The following is a 20,798-nucleotide window of genomic DNA, read 5'->3' as shown; positions in this document are numbered from 1 at the left end:
CACTTCCCGAATCCATTCGGTGAAGTGACTTTTTAGCTACACGTTGACGATTCCCGATTAAAACGGGTCATCCGAATCAAGGTGTAAAGGTTGCGATCAGAGCCGGAACCGCTTGTTCCAACAGAATCGTTTTGCCGTATTCCGACATCACGAGTGGACTTTTCGGACTCGGTGATCCGTATTCCGACAGAATCGTTGTAATCGTCTGCTCAACGTGTTGCTTCATTTGTTCTTGGAAGTATAAATAATAACGGTTTTCAAAGAAATACAGCGTACCACCCGTTTCCGTTTGATCGATGTGACGCCCAAGACCATGACTCGCTTGAATGACATCTTCCAACTGATCCAGTTGATATAAGACATGATGCACGATATCGACCGTCATCCTGATTTCCACTTGATCAAATTCTTCAAACGTTTCTTCCGGCAAGGCACCTTCACGCCGAACATCGACCAACATCCCGTCATTCGGAAAAAATGTGACGAAAAAGTCGAGTGTCCCGACGGCATGAAATCCGTAATTTGATTCTGCTTCTTCTAGTAAATTACGTAATAATGTTTGTCCTTTTCCGACAGCCAACGTTTCTGGTCGAACGTCATGGGCAGACAGTTCTTGCTTTGACACGAAGACCCGTAAGTGACCTTGTTTAAATTGCTCAAACCTCATGTTAGACTCCTCCAGTTACTCGGCAGAGTACAAAAGCTCTCCGTTCGATATGACTCACACTATACACCAGTTGTCGGAGTGAGTCGACTTAACCAACTTTTCCAAGCGGTATCATCTGATCCAAGCAACATATCCCCGTACTTTTCCGGATGTTGGTCAACGGCATAGCCACCCAAACCAATTTCCGTTTGCGGCGCATGCAGATGAATCTCGTTAATTGCTTCATCCAGGTCCTTTAAATGATCGGAAATCGTACAAGATAAAACAACTGCTCGAGGAGTCAGCTGTTTCGTTACTGCCACAAGATCGGGTACTGGAATACCCGCGCCAAGGAAAATGACATCGAATCCGCTCTGACGCAGATACAGCGTAAAGAAGAGCAATCCAAGTTCATGTTCTTCTTCCGGTGCACAAACGCACAGAATGCGTGGCAAAAAGGGGTTAATCGGCATTTGAAGGGATAACGTCGAGAGACGCGCCCGTAAGAACGCCGTCGCAAAATGTTCATGGGCAATCGTAATCGTTCCTTTTTCCCATCGCATCCCGATTTCATGTAACAACGGACCGACGATGTCTTGAATGACCTTATCAAAGCTAAACATCGAAAAGGCTTTGTTCATGATGTCATGCGCGTGCCGTTCTTCGAAACTCGTCAGTGCTTCGAACAGTTGGTCACGCAGTTCGATTCCATAATCGGTTGGAACCTCCGTTCGGTTCACCGGCATTTCATATAGTTGAATGGCTTTCGAAACCGATAGCCCTTCTTTTTGTTTGTCGACAATCCACCGCAGCTTGGCAACATCGTTATCGCTGTAAATACGATGGCCTGATTCGCTCCGATCCGGATCCAATACTTGATACCGCCGTTCCCAAGCACGAATGGTCGTCGGATTGAGTCCCACCAATGCAGCAACTGCTTTGATATTATATTTCCCACGATCCATGCACCGTGCCTCCTTTCTTCTTCCCTTTAGTATACCCGTAAAGGAAAAAAATCTCCGTTCACAATGTGCGCTTACATCATGAAACCGATGGAGACAAAGGCAATGATAATGGTAATCATCAAAACGGTGAGGGTAATCGCGAGTGGATTTTTAGCAAATGGTTGTTTTAACCGTTCATTTCGAACGTGTTCGATTCTCGAGGAACGGGGAGGTAATGATGTTCGTTGTTGTTCATCTTGCCGATTTTTTCGTTGATCGTGTTTACTCAATTTCATCACCTTTTCTAAAAAATAAGGAATACTATTAGTTTACACTGAAGGACGGGATGAAAAAAAGACTTCTTCTAGCCGACGTTTCCAGTCAAGTTGATTCACATCGACCTCTATGACGGGTTCGTCCACCGTGAGCGTACCGCAATTGTCACAACACCGGTCTTGTACAACTGGCTTCTCGCCAAAATGCTCCAAGATGAAGGCACGGCGACAAAACGTATTTTGAATATAATTTATCATTTGCATAAGTTCACGTAAACGTATTTTTTTCCGATTTTCCTGCCAGTCAATAATTTGCGATTTTGTTTTCCCTTCCTTAAGTTGACTTTTTAACAATCGATAGGCGGGATCATCCGGTTCGAGATGAAGGCGTTGTTCAATCGATTCAAAAGACTCCCCTTGTCCGCGGGATTGTGTCACTTGATCAATCCAAAGCAACGACGCATATTGTTTATCCGCTAAAAATTGTTGCAGTTGTGGATCACCTGGTGCATAGAGTAATACAGCAGTCGAGGGCTGACCATCCCGTCCCGCTCGTCCGATTTCCTGCATATAGGCTTCAATCGTCGCCGGCATCGTATAATGAATGACGGTCCGGACATTTCCTTTGTCAACACCCATACCAAATGCACTGGTACAAACCAGACAATCAATTTCGTCGTGCAGGAACTGTTGTTGAATCAGTTGTCGATCTTCCGGTTCAAGACCGGCGTGGTAATAGGCCGCCTGAGGAACAAACGCCGCGATTCGTTCTGCTTCTTTCCGCGTCGTCGTATAAATGACGCATGGACGATTGGTGGTCTTCAATCGTCTTTTCAACACTGCATCTTTTTCGTTTTGTTCAGTTTGTTCAACAATGAGTTGAATTTCCGGTCGGTTGACGGAATGACGGATCCGGTTAGGTTGTGTAAGTGCCAGCCCCTGAATGATGTCCTGTTCGACTTGATTCGTTGCCGTAGCCGTCAAAGCCAGGCAAGTCGGATTACCCAGCTGTTTTCGGATAGACCCCAGTTTGGCATACTCCGTTCTGAACTCGTGCCCCCACTGCGAGATACAGTGGGCTTCATCGACGACAAACAGATTGATTTTGATGTCCGCTAACCGTTGTTGGATTTGCGGGACAGCCAACTGCTCAGGAGACAGATATAAATAACGTAACTGATTCAGATGGCGTAAAATATGGTCTTTTTGATCACGCGACTCAAGCGACGTCAACTTGGCGACGGATCGTTCCCCCCGCCGTTTGATCTGCATGACCTGGTCTTCGATCAGTGACAGCAATGGGGATACAATTAACGTCAGTCCGGTCGTTTGCAGATAAGACGGCAATTGGTAACAAATCGATTTCCCTCCGCCTGTCGGCAGGATAGCGACTGTATCATGACCGTCAAGGACCGATTCGACGATTTGACGTTGCCCGTCACGAAATCCATCATATCGAAAGATTTGTTTTAATACGTCTTCCATCATGGACGATCCACCTTTCTTGCCAGGACGATACGGATTTGAAAATAGTCCATTTCCTGCGTCAATTCCTGTTTAATCCGTTTCAGTGAGAACGTCTGTAACTGGTCAGAGACCCGGACAACCTCTTCATATTGGATAGCAGTCACAAACTGTTCGAGCGGAAAAGCAGTAGCATACATTGCGATTTCGACGAGATGATCTTCCATCGTACTTTTTTTTAATCGTCGCCTCTCGGCAATTTGTTGAACGCTGTAGCCTTGTTTCAGTAATTCCCAGGTCTTTTTCGCAGACTGCGTCATTTTAAAATGATCAATATCGTTGCCTAGCGACAGGATCAGACCGTCTTCAGGTAAGGCCCGTAGACATCTTCGCCAGGCCATCACAAATTCCAACTGTAGCGAAAGCAAGTCCGTTCCCAGCCGTTCACTCAATTGAGGAAACGATAACCCCGTTTTTTGTCCGGATAACCGGTAACTGATGAGAATCGCATCTCGTTCTGTCAATTGATGTAACGCCTTATTCAGTTCTTGATATACAGCCGTTATCCAAACCGACCGTTCGGGTATCTGACGGATTTGTTGTCTGACCCACTCTTTTATCCCGCTGTCTTGTTGTATCGGAATAAAAAAAGTGTTTTGATCGAGACAGACAATCGATTGAATCAACAGACTGATCCGTTTCCACAACTGCATCGGATAACCGCGCAGTTCTCCCCCTAAGTCATCCAGTAAAAAAGGCGAAGTGATTTGTGCTCTTCCGGCATCTGTAATCATCAAAGTTTGCTCCCGCTCGATCCAGCCGGCATGTTCCAGCTCCTGTAACAGTTGTTCAAACCGGTCTTTTTTTAATGGAACCATTCCAAAAATAGCTTCCAGTCCGTAAAAATGGGCATCTTGTAAGGAAGTCGCTGAACGTTTTCCTTGAATCAGATGAAATAAGCTTCGATCTGTCCGTTCATTTTGCAAACGACTGATGGCTTCTAGTACGATTTGTCGGACGATTGTTTTTTCCATGTCAGTCCTCCTTTCCGTCATATCGCAAGTTGTTACCGGGATGCCTTGTTCATGTTCCGAATACATCCGACTCCCAATTCGTACATTCGTTCTTATTTTACATTCCCTATCTGATTTACGCTATGTTGAATCTACTAAAGAATCGGTAACGGCGATTTTACTCCCTCAATTGGTTTATTCACATACTTCTGCCTCTTCTTCATTGAAATGCGCGCATGAGTCCGATACAATGACTTATAGATGAGAACAGTACTTAGTTTCCAATGTTTTCGAATCGAGAGGAGAATGACCGATGGCTAAATTTACAATTGTTGACAAAGACACATGTATCGCATGTGGTGCTTGCGGCGCAGCTGCCCCTGATATTTATGATTACGATGACGAGGGCTTGGCTTATGTCATTTTAGATGATAACAAGGGAACAGCTGAAATTCCAGAAGCGTTATTTGATGATATGATCGATGCCTTCGAAGGATGCCCGACAGATTCTATCAAAGTAGCGGACGAATCATTTGAAGGCGACGCGCTTAAATACGAATAATATTCGACTCACCGGTCTGCTCTTACAGGAGCAGATCTTTTTTTTCGTAAAAAAAATCACTTTTCTACGGCGAGCGCAGAAAAGTGATATAAGACAGGAAACGTTACCGTTTTCCTTTGATATACGGTACACCGACAGCTTTCGGTGCATCCGCCCGTCCAACGACACCGGCAAGTGCCAAAATCGTCAGCAAGTATGGTGCAATCAACAAGTAGACTTGTGGAATTTGATCCAAAAGCGGTAACTGTTGCCCGATGATCGAAATCGCTTGAGCGAATCCGAAGAATAAGGCTGCGCCCATTGCTCCGAGTGGATTCCATTTTCCGAAGATCATGGCTGCAATCGCAAGGAATCCTTGTCCAAGAATCGTCGTGACACTGAAGTTGAGTGAAATCGATGTCGCGTAAACAGCGCCGGCAAGACCACCAAAACCACCTGAAATCATGACACCGATGAAACGCATTTTCGTGACATTGATTCCCATCGTATCTGCCGCCATCGGGTGTTCCCCGACCGAACGAAGACGGAGACCGAACGGTGTTTTAAAGATGACGTACCATGCGACGAATGCCAACGCAATCGCAATGTATGACGTGTAATAGACGTTAGCAAAAAACATCTTCAGTACCGGGATATCTGATAAAAACGGGACGTTTTCTTTCGAAATCCGGTTCGGAATCGAATCCGTCTGTCCTTTTCCATAAAACGCACGCACAAGGAAAATCGCCAGACCGACAGCTAACATATTAATCGCTACTCCGAGAACCGTCTGATCGGCACGGAATAAAATGGCCGGAATTGCGAGGAACAACGAGAAGACGGCTCCGACAACGATGGCAATCAGCATGGCAATCCAAGGACTGGCAGCGCCTAAACCCATCTTCGATAACGTTAAGGCCGAGACGATACCTGAGAATGCCCCCATGACCATCAATCCTTCAAGTGCGATGTTGACCACACCAGAACGCTCACTGAAGATTCCACCGAGTGCTGCAATGATCAACGGAGCCGAATAGGCAAGTGCGATCGGTACGATAATATACAGTACTTCTAAAAAGCCCATTATTTATCGGCTCCTTTCACTTTTTTATCTTCGGGTTTCTTGACCGTGAACTTCTCGATCAAAAGACGGATCGCGTAACCCGATGCGACGAAGATGATGATAAACGCGATGATGATTTTAATTAACTCTGGCGGGATTCCGATTTGTTGCATCGAAAGACCACCGATGTTCAGACCTGCAAACAGTAAGGCGGCAAGGACAACCCCAATCGGATTGTTGGCACCTAGTAAAGCAACGGCAATCCCGTCGAATCCGACACCTGTGAATGAGGCATTCAGCGTCATGTTTTGGAATGTTCCTAATCCTTCCATCGCTCCGGCGAGTCCTGCAAATACACCTGAGATGACGAATGAAAGAACAATGTTCTTGTTGACGCCCATACCGGCATATTCTGCTGCACTCTTATTGAAACCAACTGCCCGTAATTCATAACCGAGCGTCGTTTTCCAAAGGATGAACCAAAAGACGAGTGCTGCGAGAACAGCAATGAAAATCCCGTTATGCAGACGTGAGAAATCCGTCAATTCTTGCAGGAATGGTGAAGCAAGTGAAGCGGATTCCTTTACTGACTCCGTCCGTTCGTTTTCAATCCCGATGACGTGACGTAAAATATCATTCGTCACATACAGGGCAATATAGTTCATCATGATCGACGTGATAACTTCGTGCACGTGGAATTTTGCTTTTAGGATACCCGGGATGGATGCCCAAAGTGCTCCAGCAAGTCCCGCTCCAATCAGCGCGAGCGGCAAGTGAATCGCTGTCGGGAGGTCAAACTCAATCCCGATCCAGACGGCAACCATCCAGCCGACCAACACTTGTCCTTCCACTCCGATGTTAAAGAGTCCTGTCCGGAAAGCGAAGGCGACAGCAAGACCCGCAAAAATCAGCGGAGCAGCAGCTCGTAATGTTTCACCGATACTGTAGGGCTCTCCGAATATTCCATAAAACAATTGATCAAACCCATCAACCGGATTGTAACCGCCAGCCAGCATAACGATTGCACCGACGACCATTCCTAGGATGATGGACAGAATCGGAATCAATATTCCGTAAAAACGTTCCAGTTTCATGAACGACCGACCTCCTCTTTCTTACCGCCGGCCATCAAGAAGCCAAGTTCGATTTCGTTTGTTTCTTTTGGATCAAGGAAAGCAACTGTACGTCCTTCATAAAGAACCGCAATCCGGTCCGACACCTGTAGAATTTCTTCCAATTCAAATGAAATCAATAGAACAGCACGGCCTTTTTCTCGTTCGAGCACCAATTGTTCATGGATGAATTCAATGGCTCCGACATCTAGTCCACGGGTTGGTTGTGCCGCAATCAGCAAGTCAGGGGAACGATCCACTTCACGGGCGATGATTGCCTTTTGCTGGTTTCCACCTGACAGGGCGCGGGCAAATGTTTCCGGACTCGGAGTTCGGACGTCGAACTTCTCGATTAAGGTTTTTGCTTTTTCCATGACCTGACCGTAGTTCATGATGCCTGCTTTTGAATACGGTTTTTGATAATACGTTTGTAACACCATATTGTGCCCGATCGAGTAGTCGAGGACCAAACCGTGTTTATGACGGTCTTGTGGAATATGTCCGACTCCGGATTCCGTCACTTTTCGTGGTTTTAAGTTCTTGATGGATTTGTTATTGAGGAAAATCTCACCGCTGTCTGCTTTACGCAAACCAGTGATGGCTTCAATCAACTCCGTTTGTCCATTCCCGTCGATTCCAGCGATTCCGACGATTTCACCGGCCCGGATATCGAGGTTCAATCCGTCTACTGCCTTGATACCGCGACTGTCTTTGACGACTAAGTCTTTGATGTCCAGTACAAGTTCTTGTGGAGTTGCCTTGGAATACTCCGCATTGAAGTTTACTTCCCGCCCTACCATCATCTCAGCCAGTCTTGATTGGGTCATCGTTTCATCGATATCAACTGTTCCGATATACTTACCACGACGAATCGTCGTACAGCGATCGGCGACTTCCATGATTTCCTTCAATTTGTGGGTAATCAAGATAATCGATTTCCCTTCAGCAATCAATCGATTCATGATTTGAATCAATTCTTTGATTTCTTGTGGGGTTAAAACAGCAGATGGCTCATCGAAGATTAGAATATCCGCACCACGGTACAGTGTTTTTAAAATTTCAACACGCTGTTGCATCCCTACCGAAATATCTTCGATTTTTGCATCTGGATCAACGGCAAGACCGTATTGTTCCGAAATTTGGCGGACTTTTTCACGTGCCGCTGCTCGGTCGATCTTTAGACCGGCTTTCGGTTCTGCACCCAAGATGATGTTTTCTGTTACCGTGAAATTTTGAACGAGCATGAAATGTTGGTGTACCATCCCGATCCCCAGATCATTCGCAACGTTCGGACTCGTAATATTGACTTTCTCACCACGTACACGAATCTCTCCAGCCTCAGGCTGATACAAACCAAATAAGACGTTCATCAGCGTCGATTTTCCGGCACCGTTTTCACCAAGTAAAGCGTGAATCTCACCTTTCCGAAGCTGGAGCGTGATGTTATCATTTGCGACGAAACTGCCAAACTCTTTTCGTATGTTTAGCATTTCAATGACGTATTCCAAGAAAATCCACTCCCATGTTTAGTTTAAAAGGGGAGGCCGCAGTACTAGCGACCCCCGCTTCCAGTTTATTTCAGTGACGCTTCGTATTCTTTGTACTCGTCGTCAGTAGCTGGAACTTTGATGTCGCCAGCGATGATTTGTTTTTTGAAGTCTTCCACTTTCGTCAAGACGTCTTTCGCTACGTTGTCTTGTGATGGTGCGATATCAACTCCGCCGTCTTTGAGACCGAACTCAACGACTTTACCAGCTGGGAAGTTACCGTCTTTCGTATCTTTTGCTACTTGTTCAACTGCTGTATCTACACGTTTGACCATTGACGTCAATGTAACGTTTTCTGGCATACCTTCTTCAACTTGGTCACGGTCGACACCGATTACCCAAACATCTTCGCCGTTTTTCTTACGGTTTTTCGCTTCTGTGAAGACACCTTGTCCTGTTCCACCAGCAGCATGATAGATGACGTCGACTTTTTTACCGTACATACCTGAAGCAATTGCTTGTCCTTTTTCAGCAGCGTTAAAGTCTTCTGCATATTGAACTTCGATGTCTGCTTTCGGGTTGACGGCTTTAACGCCGGCTTTAAATCCACTTTCGAACTTTTTGATCAAGTCAGAGTTAACACCACCGACGAAACCAACTTTATCTGATTTTGTTGTCAAACCGGCAACAACACCAACGAGGAATGATCCTTCGTTTTCTTTGAAGACGATTGAGGCTACGTTTGGCTTATCAACGACCATGTCGACGAGTGCAAAGTTGTTGTCTTTAAACTGATCGGCAACTTTACCGATATCTTCTGCCATCAAGAATCCGATACCGAGAATCAAGTCATATTTCGCACGAGCCAATTGCTGAAGGTTCGGTTGGTAATCCGATTGTTTCGCTGACTGGAGGTACTTGTAGCCTGTACCTTCTTTTAAGTCGTTGTCTTTACCGAATTTCTGAATCCCTTCCCACGCTGATTGGTTGAACGACTTATCGTCAACACCGCCCGTATCTGTAACCATACCTACTTTGAAGCCTGCTTTTTCGTCTCCGCCGCTTGAATCTTTCGAATCATCGTTACCACCACATGCTGCGAGTACCGAACTCATTGCTAAACCTGTTGCTGCTAATGCGAGAAGTGACTTCTTTTTCATCTGAAATAATCCCCTTTCGAATATGGTCATACAAAGTTCCTGACTACGTCAAGCACCTGAGGCTGGTGATGAGGAGCGTTACGTAGGTAGGTGGAAAGCGCTTTCAGTGGAACCCCTAAAACGAGTGGTTAGACACGCTTACGGATGACATGGAAATCAAACTTATCCGCACGGAAGTAGTTCGCTGAATAAAGAACGGATCGGTCAAGCTCATCATAATGCGTTTGCCGCAATACGAGTAACGGTTGGTCCGTATGTAATTGTTCAGCGATTTTGGGATCAATCCGCGGCTCGATGTGCGTGACCGCATGAGTGACACGGCGTCCTAATTCTTTTTCTAGGGCGTCAAACAGTGACGTCGAGGACGTAAACTGTTCTTCATTTTTAATATAATGGCTTGGAATCTTATCGACACAATAGACGACAGGAACATCTCCCGCAAGTCGGATTCGTTCGATTCGATAAACCAGTTCATCCGGTCCTAACTGAAAACGTTCTCGATCACGTTCAGTTGGTTGTACCATTTCTGATGACAGGACTTCTGAGGTCGGAATCATACCTGCACGCGCAATCATCTCCGTGACACTGTAAAGCTCCTCAATCCCTGAAGTAAACGGTGGTCTTGCATTGATAAACGTACCGACACCGTGTTTACGGATGACAATGTTCTCATCTTCAAGAATTCGTAAAGCCTCTCGAAGAGTCGCTCGACTAACGCCAAGTTGCTTTGAAAGTTCAAACTCTGAAGGTAACTTTTCGCCTTCCTTGTAAACGCCGTCATCGATGTCAGACTTGATTTTTTCAATCACACGTAAATAAAGCAAACGATGATCTAATTTAATCGACATGACGCATCTCCATCCTCTATCTAGTTGTAACCAGTGCTCAGACTTCTGACGTATGAGAACTCCAGCCAAGATAAGTATATGATGCCGGACTCAATCCTGCAATCATTTTGTAACAGGTTAGAAGTCTGACTTCTGGCGCTTTTGTAACCCTTTTCATAACGTAAATAAGATTGGAAGAAAATAGGGCATTCTACCTAAGAATACCCCTTTTCCACCTATCGCTTATTGTTCAGGGACAACTGTTTTTCCTTCAACAACAGCTTTTTTAGCTTGTTCGACTTTTTTCAATGTCTCTTTTGACAGCTTGTCTGACTCTACTAAATCGACACCTTGTTCTTTTAAACCGTAACGAATCGTTTTCCCACCCGTTAGTTTTCCGTCTTTCGCCGCATTGGCTGTATCCTGAACCGCACGATCTACGCGCTTGATGACCGATGTCAACGTCACGTCTTCCGGCATCCCTTCTTCTTTTTGATCCCGGTCGACTCCGATGACTGAAACATCTTCGCCGTTTTTCTTACGGTTCTTCGCTTCTGTGAAGACACCGTTTCCTGTTCCGCCGGCAGCCGGGAAAATAATATCTGCGCCTTTTCCGTACATTCCGGCTGCGATTGCCTGTCCTTTTTCCGGTGCTGCAAAGTCCTCAGCGTACTGGACGTCGACTTTGATTTTTGGATTAACGGATTTCGCGCCTGCTTCGAATCCGGCACGGAATCGCTCAATGACATCCATCTTCATGCCGCCGACAAATCCGATATGGTCCGTTTTTGTCTGCATGGCTGCGACAATTCCTGCAAGATAAGCGCCTTCGTTCTCTTTGAACGTAATTGATGTCACATTTTTACCCGGTACGACATTGTCGACGATGGCAAATTGAGTATCCTTAAATTGTTTCGCTACAGTCTCGATGTCTTCGTTAAACGTATTCCCGATTCCGAATACTAAATCTTCCCCGCCTCGTGCGAGTCGGGACAAGTTCGGTTGGTAGTCTTGTTGGGACTTAGACTGAAGATAGGAGTAGCCTTCATTTTGCTTAAGCTGATTTTCTTTTCCGTACGCTTGAAGCCCTTCCCATGCCGACTGGTTAAATGATTTGTCGTCGATTCCGCCTTTATCGGCAACCATCGCTACAGAAAACTGTTCCTTTTTATTTGAATCGTTGTCCGCCGAACCTCCACATGCTGCTAATCCGACTGTCGCAACAGTCATCATTGATGCGAATGCATACTGTTTTTTCATCATCGCCAACTCCTCTTCCTGTAATGTGAGCGCTTTCATTATCTATTTGTGAAAAAGTCGCTCACGTACCTTTATCGGGTACGCCAACTCATATGACTGAGTATGACAAATATCCCGCACAAAATCAACAGACGTCTGACAACTATTTTGATGAAAACGGTTTAAGTTTTCGTTTTTTGGTTTTTACCTGAAAAAAGAGGACAAAGCCTCAGGTGGCTCTCTCCTCTTTCAACCGTTAATGCCCCATGACACGACGCGGTTTTGATCCTTCAGACGGACCAATCAAACCATTTTCTTCCAACGCATCAATCAGTCGGGCGGCCCGGTTGTAGCCGATCCGGTATTTCCGTTGAATCATCGAGGTGGATGCTGTCTCTTGCGTCAAGATGAACTGAACAACTTCATCGTATAACGGATCGTCGACTTCCGTCTCCCCTTCTGGAATATCCTTCGGAATCATCGCCTCGACATACTGTGCCTTTTGTTGGGAAATGACATGATTGACGATTGTTTCGACTTCTTCATCTGACAAAAATGCTCCCTGGACACGAACCGGTTTATTCATTCCGTTCCCGAGCAATAACATGTCCCCTCGTCCGAGCAACTTGTCTGCTCCGCTTGTATCAAGAATCGTCCGGGAATCCGTCCCACTGGAAACGCTGAAAGCGATCCGGGACGGGATGTTGGCCTTGATGACGCCGGTAATGATGTCGACACTTGGCCGTTGTGTCGCGATGACCATATGGATCCCGGCGGCCCGCGCCATCTGAGCGAGACGCATGATGGCATCTTCGACTTCGTTTGAGGCGACCATCATCAGGTCGGCTAACTCATCGACGATGACGACGATATACGGCAGACGTTGGTGGACTTTTTCCTCTGCGTTCATCTTATCGATCAAGGCATTGTAGCCTTCGATATTCCGTGCTCCGTTTTGGCTAAAGATTTCATACCGCCGTTCCATTTCCGAAACGACCTGTTTTAAAGCCTGTGCCGCTTTCTTCGGATCCGTCACGACAGGTGCGAGCAGATGGGGAATCCCGTTATAGACATTCAGTTCGACCATCTTCGGATCAATCATCATCAGCCGGACTTCATCCGGTCGAGCCCGCATTAAAATCGAGACAATCATCCCGTTGATACAAACCGATTTCCCGGATCCGGTTGAACCGGCGACTAAGACGTGCGGCATTTTATTCAGTTTCGCTGTGACCGTCTCACCGGAAATGCTTCGACCAAGCGCAACGAGTAAGCGGTCCGGGTCTGCCTGGACACTTTCCGCCCCTAAGACCTCTCGTAAAGAGACCATCGCGACTTCACGGTTCGGCACTTCAATTCCGACGGCAGCTTTTCCGGGAATCGGTGCTTCAATCCGGATATCTTTTGCTGCGAGCGCAAGTGCCAAATCATCGGCCAGTCCGGTGATTCGACTTAGCTTGATACCCTGATCCGGTTCAATCTCATATTTCGTCACACTTGGCCCAAGATGGATTTTTAAGACTTTTGCTCCAATTCCAAACGACTTTAACGTAGCAATCAGTTTCGTCGCATTGTCTTTTAATCGTTTATTTTCGCCTGATAAATCTTTAGTGACGGGTTCTGACAGTAAATCAAGCGACGGCAATTGATATCCGTCCGGTGTCTCCGTCATCGTCAACGGTCCTTGCGGTTCTTTCGCTTGTGGTTCGACATGATCCGCAAATCCAATGATTGGTACATCTTGAAGATTGACCGGTGCTTCTTCCGGCACGAGTTCTTCGACGGCTTGTTTTTTCAATGTTTTCTTTTTATCAACCGGTTGTTCCAGCGTTTCTGACTGGGTCGGTTTCTTTTTCTGAGGACTTTCTTTTGCTACTGTCTGCCGCTCGCGTTGCCGGAATTCCTGAATCCGTTCCTTGACCCCGAAAGCCAGTTCACTGAAAAATGTCGGCTGAAGGAGATGAATCCCTGTCACAATCAGAAATAAACCGATCATAAATGCCCCAAAACTAGAGATGTAATAGGAAGAACCTTGATAGAGCCATGCATTCATGGCACCACGCGGTTGACCGAGTAGCAAATCAATCCAGATTAATCCACCTAAAATTAAGGAGGACCAGGCCCATTTGGCTACCCGTTCTTGGTTTGATAAGATCAGTAACAGCATTCCACCGATTAAACCGTACAGGAGGGAACCAAACTGTCCGACCTGATCTTTCGCAAACTCGGCCAGTACTTCACCGACACGTCCAAACTGTCCAAGTGCTAAAACATACGCCAGCAACGAAAGGACCGCGATGATTGCTGCATATGTACGATATTGGATCGGTTGACGCTGTTTTTTCGCGGGTGGCCGTTTTTTCGCCGTGGAGCGCTTTTGTGGTGATGTTTTCCGGACCGGTCCTTTTTTTGCTGTTGCCATCTTTCTCTGACCTCCTGATAAAAAAACGACTCAGCTGACCATCCATCGGCCTCCCTGAGTCGCTCCTTTTGTTAAATTTCCATGATGATTGGTAAAATCATCGGACGACGTTTCGTCTGTTCATACAAGTATGAACTTAACTTGTCACGAATCAATGATTTCATTTCTGTCCAGTCGAGCTCACCAGTCAATTTCCCTTGCAATTGCTTGGCAACGATACGGTTGGCTTCATTAATCATATCTTCTGATTCGCGCATATAAACGAATCCGCGGGAAATGATTTCTGGCCCGGAGACAATCGTTTTATTTTTTCGGCTGATGGTAATCACACAGAGGACAACACCATCTTGTGACAACAGACGACGATCACGTAAGACAATGTTTCCGACATCCCCGACACCGATTCCGTCAATCAGGACGTTTCCGGCGTTCACTTTACGCGACATCCGGGCTTTCCGTTTTTCAAACTCGACGACATCCCCGTTTTCGATGATAAAGATGTTGTTCGCATTGACACCAACCGTTTGTGCTAAACGGCTGTGAGCCTTTTGCATCCGGAACTCCCCGTGGATGGGAACGAAGAATTTCGGTTTGATCAGGTTCAGCATCAACTTCAAGTCTTCTGCGTGTCCGTGACCGGATACATGAACTTTCCGCTGGTTGTAGATGACGTTTGCACCGGCGCGGAACAAGAGATCAATTGTTTTCGAAACGGATTTCTCGTTTCCGGGAATCGGTGACGCTGCAACGACAACTGTATCGTTTAAGCGAATGTTAACCTGCTTATGCGCATTCCGTGCCATGCGTGTGAGAGCTGCCATCGGTTCGCCTTGCGAACCCGTCGTTAAGATCACAACTTGATTGTCATCAAGTCGATTGATTTCCGACAGTTCAACCAACGTTTTTTGTTTAAAGCGCAAGTAGTTCAAACGTTGAGCGACCTCCACGATATTGACCATGCTGCGACCGACAACTGCAACTTTCCGGTTGTTCGCTTCTGCCGCTGCAAAGACCTGTTGCAGACGGTGAACGTTTGATGCGAATGAAGCTACGATGACGCGACCTGGTGCCTCGTAGATGACATCATTCAGTTCGGAACCGACCGTTGATTCTGAGCCGGACATTCCAGGACGTTCGGCATTCGTCGAGTCCGATAAGAGACACAGGACACCACGCTGACCGATTGCGGCAATCTTCCCGAAATCAGCTTGTTTGCCATCGACTGGTGTGTAGTCAAATTTAAAGTCTCCCGTATGGACAATCGCCCCTTGCGATGTTTGGATACATACCCCGACTGCATCCGGAATCGAGTGATTAACGCGGAAGAACGTAATGAAGTGACCTGCTACGGTTAATTTCGTCTTGGCATCAATTGGACGAAGATCTGCCTTTTTCAATAAACCGGCTTCTTTTAATTTAATTTCAATCAAACCAAGCGTTAAACGTGTTCCATAAACCGGTACTTTTAAGTCCCGTAAGACATAACTGAGGGCACCAATGTGGTCCTCATGTCCATGAGTAATGAAAATCCCTTGAATCCGCTCTTTGTTTTCTTTTAAATAACTAATGTCTGGAATGACTTTATCGATTCCAAGCATCTCATCTCCTGGGAACATTAACCCGGCATCGATTACGAAGATGTCCTCGTCGAGTTCGACGACGTACATGTTCTTACCGATTTCACCGGCGCCACCAAGAGCAAAGACGCTTACCTTTTCCGTCTTTTTCTTTGACACGATATGACCTCCTATTTATATTCACTTTTCGTGAGCCGTCCACTTATCACTATCACTATTCTAGCCGAACTTTGCCATTCTGCCAACAACAGGGATGGTGAAAACGAAAAAAAACATCGTGTGACCACTCTTTCGGTCCACACGATGTTCGTTTTACGGATTCAACAGCTTCTCGATTTCCTCTGTTCGGTTTGCTTTTTCCTGCCGGCTCGGTTTCTCGCCTGCTTGAAGCTCATTCAAGGAATAACCGAATGTCATCTCGAAGTGCGGATAATCGACAAACCGTTTCCAGTCGCCACCCCACTCAAAGCCAAGCGCTTTCCCGACAGCAGCCACCTCACGCCAGTCACTTTTACCTGATTGATTTCCGTCGTATTCTAAATCGTAAGAAATATCTCCGTCTATCATTTGAACGAAGTCAATCGCTAAACCATAATTGTGCATCGATTCTCCACCGCGCGCGTTGGTCACTACGTCTCCTGCTTGTGAGCGGCCTTGTTCATACAGTGCATCCTGCTGTTTTTTTGTCCGATACCCTTGTGTGATCCGGATATCAATGTTGTAGCAGGAATGACTGAGACGAATCAAATCCTCCGCACCGGTACGGACGGCCGGATGAAGTTGCTTCAATTGATTGGCACTGTCGTTAATGAGACGGTTCTCGCCGGCACGGTCTCGTGGACAACTTTCCAGTCCCAACTCCGGCTGATCCATCAAAATGCTTGGCATCCGATTAGTAGACGCGGCAAGAAAGGATCCGATGGCAAACATGACCAGCAGGAACAAAATCCAGATGAAGATTGTTCCCCGTTTCATTAACGGCGTAACTTCTTCCGGAGTTTTTGAAGAATCGGCAATCCTGTTTCAAGCAACAAGTATAACGGCTTGTTCAGGACATAGTCGAATTCTCCGATTTTTTCAATCATTTCACTGCCCCAACCTGATTTAAAGGCGTATAACCCGGCATAATGATCGTCCGGATCCGTGGATCCACTCACACCTCCGAAGTCATATGAAATGGCTCCGTGCGCTTTCGCATGACGCATCATCGTCCATTGCATCAAGTGGTTCGGCATGAATTCACGGTATTCATTTGACGAGGCACCGTATAGGTAATACGACCGGCGACCGGCAAGCGTCAACAAACCACCCGAAAGAATCACTCCGTTTGGATGTTTTGCCGCAATCGCCATCAGTTCAGTTTTGGACTTCTCTGCCTTTTCAATCTGGGCAGTCGTCTGTTCGAGTCGATTATTTAAGCTGTTGATTTTTTTCTCGACCGTTTCTTTTTCCAACTGTCGATGAATTTTTGTTAACTCCTTATCTGCTTGTAATAAGGCGGCTTCCGTATTTTCAAGCGCCCGGACGACATCCAGTTTAGTTAAAAACAATGCCGCATCTCCAGTCGGACGCAGATGATCGTAGAGATTTTCAAAATAATCGAGACCGCGAATCGAAAATCCGTCGCGTTCTCCTGTTTCGACCATCAGGTTCGCAAATGTTTTTAACTCGTCCCGCGATGCTTCGTAACAAATAATTCCTTTTCGTTCGGCCAAACGGACATTATAACGAAACTTGGAATGAAAACGGTCAAAGATTTCTTTTTCCGATCCTTCAAGACTCGTCTCCATCGTAAAGCGCGGTTGCGCATAATCAAATCCGCCTCCGAATCCGTTGTGCTTAAATCCGAGTTCCTTCATTTCTTGAAGCAAGTTCGGATATTCCGTCCGGTCGACGTTCGGGTCGAGTTTAATCGTAATCGCTTTTCGTTTTTTTGCGACTCGAATCGCCGCATCCCGTAATGCCGCAACGGCTGCCTGATCCGTATAATCAACGACAAATCCACGGGGAGCATAACATAATGTAAACGGTAATTTCGGAACTTTTTTAAATAACAACAGCGCGACGCCGACCAGTTGACCGGTTGACGTTCCGACCGCAATCCGCTCATGTGTCCAGCCAGTTGCCGCCTTGACGGATCCCCAAGCAGGTAGCTGCAAAAGGTCTCCTTTCGGATGGGTTTTTACAAACTGTTCAAACTGCGCCTGTTCAATTTCAAGTTGTTGATAAGTCACTTCTTTTCCTCCAATTGGCGTATCATCTCTTTGACGAGTACTTCTTCGTCGAGGGGTGTCTTCTCATCCCCAATGATTTGATATTTTTCATGCCCTTTTCCTGCTAGAATGACGATGTTGTCCGGTCGAGCGAGACTCGCTGCGTAGCGGACTGCTTCTTCCCGGTCTCCGATTTCAACGAATTGATCGTGAAGCATACCGGATGCGATTCCGGATGTGATCGACTCATACGATTCAAAACGGGGATCGTCCGTCGTGATGACGACTGTTCCCGCGTACGTCGAGGCAAGTTGTCCCATCATCGGCCGTTTGGTCACATCCCGATTACCGCCTGTTCCAATTAAAAAGACGATATTTTCTTTTGGAACATCAACTAATGCTTTCAAACATTGTTCGATACCATCCGGCGTATGCGCATAATCCACATAAATGTTATAACCGTCAATCGGCAAACGTTGCATCCGACCTTTTGCCGGCTGAATCTGAGTGATCGCATTCGAAATCTCAGTTAAACTGTAGCCGATTGAAAGAAGGATGCCTGTGGCAAGCAGTAAGTTATAGACGTTGAATCGACCGATGAATTGAACCGTCAGTTCGACCGTTTGTTCCTGATAGACCATCGTAAATGTTGTTTCCTGAAGCGTTTGTGTAATATTTGTAGCCATCAAGTCGGCCGGTTGATCAATCCCGTATGTCATGACACGGGCACCCGTCATCATCTCAAATAACTGACTGATCTCATCATCTGCATTCAGGACTGCGACTTTTTTATCGGATAGCCGTTGCCCGAGTTGTGCGAAGAGCAAGCCTTTTGCCCGTGCATAATTCTCGAACGTTTTATGGAAATCGAGATGATCATGTGTCAAGTTTGTAAAACCGGCCACGTCAAAATCTGTTCCGGTCACCCGTCCAAGCTCCAATCCGTGTGAGGAGACTTCCATGATGACGTCCTCGACGCCTTCTTGGTGCATCTGATGGAAAAAGGCTTGCAGTTCCGAACTTTGAGGTGTCGTATTGCGACTCGGGACGACCCGGTCACCAATTTTGACTTCGACGGTACCGATGATTCCCGTTTTCCGGCCCAACTGAGCCAAGACATCCCGGACGATCGTCGTCGTCGTCGTTTTTCCGTTCGTTCCGGTGATTCCGATCATCCGCATCTTTTCAGAAGGGTAATCATAAAACTTACCGGCAAGTTCTGCCATCGCCCGGGTCGTACTTCTGACAAGAATGACAGGAATCGTCACATCGAGCAGGCGTTCCGACACGATAGCGACAGCCCCCTGTGCTTCGGCCTGTTTGGCATAATCGTGTCCATCCACTGTATAACCTTTAATGGCGACAAATAATGTACCTGGCTTCACATCACGTGAATCGGTTGTTAAAGACGTCACGACTGCCTCTACCATACGTTCCGTTTTTTGAGTCTGAATGACTTCGATTAGTTCAGCTAAATTCAAGGGTATTCCTTCTTTCTCAACAACTTGTTTTTCAGTTACATGCTATTTCAGTGTAGGGTAAGGCTTACTCGGTTTCAAGGTCTGCCTCATCGATTTCCGGCAAGATGTAAGCTTTAGCCGGTGGCTCACTAAAGATATAGGCAATCATTTCCTGAACGCTAGCAGACGTAATCTGTTCCACTTCTGCAAGGACGTCTTCCAGTGTCGGATGCATTCCTAAATGGAGTTCATTCCGGGCATTACGGTTCATATGACTGGATATACTCTCATTTCCTAAAATCAGCGATCCTTTTAATTGTTCGATTCCATCTTCGAGCTCTTTCGTCGTCAGACCATGTTCGAGCAGTTGCTTGATTTCCGTCGAAAGAACGGTTTCAACTTCTTCCAGCGTTTCTTTTGATGTTCCGACATAAATCGTAAACGTGCCATGATCATCAAACGTCGTATAGTACGAAAAGACGGAATAGGCTAATCCACGGTCTTCGCGAATCGATTGGAACAAGCGGCTTGACATCGTCGCACCGAACGCATTATTGAGTAAGGCTAACGTCGGCAAACGATCGTCAGCGGAAGGGATTGCCTGGAAATTATAACAAACATGGACTTGTTCCGTGTCTTTTTCCTTCTGCAACGAGTCACTTTTCAAAATCGGTTCTTCAATCTGGCGGACGGTTTCACTTGCCTGCAGTGTACTGAATCGATTTTTAATTTGTGTAATTAGTTCGTCCGTCACATGCCCTGCAACCGAGATGACGATTTGTTCCGGTGCGTACGCTTCCTGCAGGTAGGCTACAATCATTTGACGGCTGAGTTGCTTGACACTTTCTTCCGTACCAAGAATCGGTCGGGCCATGACATCTTCCCCATACGCCGCAACGGCTAACAGTTCATGTACCAAATCATCCGGTGTATCTTCATACATTTTAATTTCTTCAATCACGACCCGCTTTTCTTTTTCCAGTTCCTCTTCGTCAAACGTCGACTCCAAAAACATGTCAGCGAGGACATCAAACGCCGTGATGGCATGTTCATCCAATGTCTTTACATAATAACAGGTCTGATCTTTACTCGTGAATGCATTAATATTACCACCCAAGCGGTCAAAATAAACGGCAATTTCTTTTGCCGATTGTTTTTTCGTCCCTTTAAACATCATATGTTCAATCAAATGGCTGATGCCATGTTCTTCTTTTGTTTCCGTCCGCGAACCGGCTTTGATGAAAATACCGGTTGCTACACTCCGGGCATTCTCGATCCGTTCACTGACGATTCGAACCCCATTCTTTAATACAAGTCTTTCGACCATCGTTCATTCCTCCTTGAAATATGAAACA

The 20,798-nt window shown here is 46.3% G+C and carries 18 protein-coding genes; 1 reads left to right on the top strand and 17 read right to left on the bottom strand.

The features are described from left to right. Positions 1-76: 76 nt before the first annotated feature. The 5 genes from DVG79_RS03965 to DVG79_RS03945 all read right to left on the bottom strand — a co-directional run bounded on the left by DVG79_RS03965 (position 77) and on the right by DVG79_RS03945 (position 4,363). Positions 77-667, bottom strand: a complete 591-nt coding sequence (locus DVG79_RS03965) for an adaptor protein MecA (RefSeq protein ID WP_114595544.1) — start codon at positions 665-667, stop codon at positions 77-79. Between the two features lie 59 nt (positions 668-726). Beyond that, positions 727-1,611, bottom strand: a complete 885-nt coding sequence (locus DVG79_RS03960) for a MerR family transcriptional regulator (protein ID WP_114595543.1) — start codon at positions 1,609-1,611, stop codon at positions 727-729. A gap of 71 nt (positions 1,612-1,682) precedes the next feature. Then, the gene (locus DVG79_RS03955) at positions 1,683-1,880 is read right to left on the bottom strand and encodes a hypothetical protein (RefSeq protein ID WP_233494518.1); all 198 of its coding nucleotides are present in this window, start codon (positions 1,878-1,880) and stop codon (positions 1,683-1,685) included. Between the two features lie 39 nt (positions 1,881-1,919). Next, positions 1,920-3,353 (bottom strand): RecQ family ATP-dependent DNA helicase, encoded by a 1,434-nt coding sequence (locus DVG79_RS03950; RefSeq protein ID WP_114595541.1) that lies wholly within the window; start codon positions 3,351-3,353, stop codon positions 1,920-1,922. Beyond that, positions 3,350-4,363 carry a YpbB family protein gene (locus DVG79_RS03945; RefSeq protein WP_114595540.1) on the bottom strand — a complete coding sequence of 338 codons (1,014 nt, stop codon included), beginning with the start codon at positions 4,361-4,363 and terminating at the stop codon, positions 3,350-3,352. Before DVG79_RS03945 ends, DVG79_RS03950 begins: the two co-directional genes overlap by 4 nt. Positions 4,364-4,655: 292 nt before the next feature. On the opposite strand from DVG79_RS03945, the gene DVG79_RS03940 reads away from it, so the two are divergent. Next, positions 4,656-4,904: a ferredoxin gene (locus DVG79_RS03940; RefSeq protein ID WP_012370689.1), complete on the top strand. Its 249-nt coding sequence runs from the start codon at positions 4,656-4,658 to the stop codon at positions 4,902-4,904. A 103-nt stretch (positions 4,905-5,007) separates the two neighbouring features. Here the strand turns inward: DVG79_RS03940 and DVG79_RS03935 are convergent, their stop codons facing one another. The 12 genes from DVG79_RS03935 to DVG79_RS03880 all read right to left on the bottom strand — a co-directional run bounded on the left by DVG79_RS03935 (position 5,008) and on the right by DVG79_RS03880 (position 20,770). After that, positions 5,008-5,967: an ABC transporter permease gene (locus DVG79_RS03935; protein WP_114595539.1), complete on the bottom strand. Its 960-nt coding sequence runs from the start codon at positions 5,965-5,967 to the stop codon at positions 5,008-5,010. Beyond that, positions 5,967-7,040, bottom strand: a complete 1,074-nt coding sequence (locus tag DVG79_RS03930) for an ABC transporter permease (RefSeq protein ID WP_114595538.1) — start codon at positions 7,038-7,040, stop codon at positions 5,967-5,969. Before DVG79_RS03930 ends, DVG79_RS03935 begins: the two co-directional genes overlap by 1 nt. Then, positions 7,037-8,566 carry an ABC transporter ATP-binding protein gene (locus DVG79_RS03925; RefSeq protein WP_114595537.1) on the bottom strand — a complete coding sequence of 510 codons (1,530 nt, stop codon included), beginning with the start codon at positions 8,564-8,566 and terminating at the stop codon, positions 7,037-7,039. The genes DVG79_RS03930 and DVG79_RS03925 overlap by 4 nt, the downstream gene beginning before the upstream one ends. A gap of 65 nt (positions 8,567-8,631) precedes the next feature. After that, complete coding sequence (locus tag DVG79_RS03920; protein ID WP_114595536.1) at positions 8,632-9,705, bottom strand: BMP family lipoprotein; 1,074 nt, start codon at positions 9,703-9,705, stop codon at positions 8,632-8,634. Between the two features lie 128 nt (positions 9,706-9,833). Beyond that, the gene (locus DVG79_RS03915) at positions 9,834-10,553 is read right to left on the bottom strand and encodes a GntR family transcriptional regulator (protein WP_012370694.1); all 720 of its coding nucleotides are present in this window, start codon (positions 10,551-10,553) and stop codon (positions 9,834-9,836) included. A 222-nt stretch (positions 10,554-10,775) separates the two neighbouring features. Further along, entirely contained in the window at positions 10,776-11,795 is a 1,020-nt protein-coding gene (locus tag DVG79_RS03910; protein ID WP_114595535.1) for a BMP family lipoprotein, read from the bottom strand. 232 nt (positions 11,796-12,027) lie between these two features. Next, entirely contained in the window at positions 12,028-14,193 is a 2,166-nt protein-coding gene (locus tag DVG79_RS03905) for a DNA translocase FtsK (RefSeq protein ID WP_114595534.1), read from the bottom strand. A gap of 71 nt (positions 14,194-14,264) precedes the next feature. Then, complete coding sequence (locus DVG79_RS03900) at positions 14,265-15,929, bottom strand: ribonuclease J (RefSeq protein WP_114595533.1); 1,665 nt, start codon at positions 15,927-15,929, stop codon at positions 14,265-14,267. A 153-nt stretch (positions 15,930-16,082) separates the two neighbouring features. Next, a complete protein-coding gene (locus tag DVG79_RS03895; protein WP_114595532.1) occupies positions 16,083-16,745 on the bottom strand; it encodes a M15 family metallopeptidase in 663 nt (220 codons plus the stop codon). Next, positions 16,745-18,004 carry a lipid II:glycine glycyltransferase FemX gene (locus tag DVG79_RS03890; protein WP_114595531.1) on the bottom strand — a complete coding sequence of 420 codons (1,260 nt, stop codon included), beginning with the start codon at positions 18,002-18,004 and terminating at the stop codon, positions 16,745-16,747. Before DVG79_RS03890 ends, DVG79_RS03895 begins: the two co-directional genes overlap by 1 nt. Beyond that, complete coding sequence (locus DVG79_RS03885) at positions 18,001-19,464, bottom strand: UDP-N-acetylmuramoyl-L-alanyl-D-glutamate--2,6-diaminopimelate ligase (protein WP_114595530.1); 1,464 nt, start codon at positions 19,462-19,464, stop codon at positions 18,001-18,003. The genes DVG79_RS03890 and DVG79_RS03885 overlap by 4 nt, the downstream gene beginning before the upstream one ends. A 64-nt stretch (positions 19,465-19,528) precedes the next feature. After that, positions 19,529-20,770, bottom strand: coding sequence for a M16 family metallopeptidase (locus DVG79_RS03880; RefSeq protein ID WP_114595529.1), 1,242 nt, complete (start codon positions 20,768-20,770; stop codon positions 19,529-19,531). Between the last annotated feature and the right edge of the window lie 28 nt (positions 20,771-20,798).

The organism is Exiguobacterium sp. RIT594 (assembly GCF_003339585.1).
In the GTDB taxonomy this organism is placed as follows: domain Bacteria; phylum Bacillota; class Bacilli; order Exiguobacteriales; family Exiguobacteriaceae; genus Exiguobacterium_A.
The sequence above is the reverse complement of the archived record's forward strand: the minus strand, read 5'-3'. Positions and strand labels throughout refer to the sequence as shown.

Bases quoted from the DNA above. Each gene is read 5' to 3' on its own strand.
- DVG79_RS03965 (WP_114595544.1), bottom strand. From the start codon at position 667: ATGAGGTTTGAGCAATTTAAACAAGGTCACTTACGGGTCTTCGTGTCA.
- DVG79_RS03950 (WP_114595541.1), bottom strand. From the start codon at position 3,353: ATGATGGAAGACGTATTAAAACAAATCTTTCGATATGATGGATTTCGT.
- DVG79_RS03940 (WP_012370689.1), top strand. From the start codon at position 4,656: ATGGCTAAATTTACAATTGTTGACAAAGACACATGTATCGCATGTGGT.
- DVG79_RS03905 (WP_114595534.1), bottom strand. From the start codon at position 14,193: ATGGCAACAGCAAAAAAAGGACCGGTCCGGAAAACATCACCACAAAAG.
- DVG79_RS03960 (WP_114595543.1), bottom strand. From the start codon at position 1,611: ATGGATCGTGGGAAATATAATATCAAAGCAGTTGCTGCATTGGTGGGA.
- DVG79_RS03945 (WP_114595540.1), bottom strand. From the start codon at position 4,363: ATGGAAAAAACAATCGTCCGACAAATCGTACTAGAAGCCATCAGTCGT.
- DVG79_RS03915 (WP_012370694.1), bottom strand. From the start codon at position 10,553: ATGTCGATTAAATTAGATCATCGTTTGCTTTATTTACGTGTGATTGAA.
- DVG79_RS03895 (WP_114595532.1), bottom strand. From the start codon at position 16,745: ATGAAACGGGGAACAATCTTCATCTGGATTTTGTTCCTGCTGGTCATG.
- DVG79_RS03880 (WP_114595529.1), bottom strand. From the start codon at position 20,770: ATGGTCGAAAGACTTGTATTAAAGAATGGGGTTCGAATCGTCAGTGAA.
- DVG79_RS03935 (WP_114595539.1), bottom strand. From the start codon at position 5,967: ATGGGCTTTTTAGAAGTACTGTATATTATCGTACCGATCGCACTTGCC.
- DVG79_RS03920 (WP_114595536.1), bottom strand. From the start codon at position 9,705: ATGAAAAAGAAGTCACTTCTCGCATTAGCAGCAACAGGTTTAGCAATG.
- DVG79_RS03930 (WP_114595538.1), bottom strand. From the start codon at position 7,040: ATGAAACTGGAACGTTTTTACGGAATATTGATTCCGATTCTGTCCATC.
- DVG79_RS03910 (WP_114595535.1), bottom strand. From the start codon at position 11,795: ATGATGAAAAAACAGTATGCATTCGCATCAATGATGACTGTTGCGACA.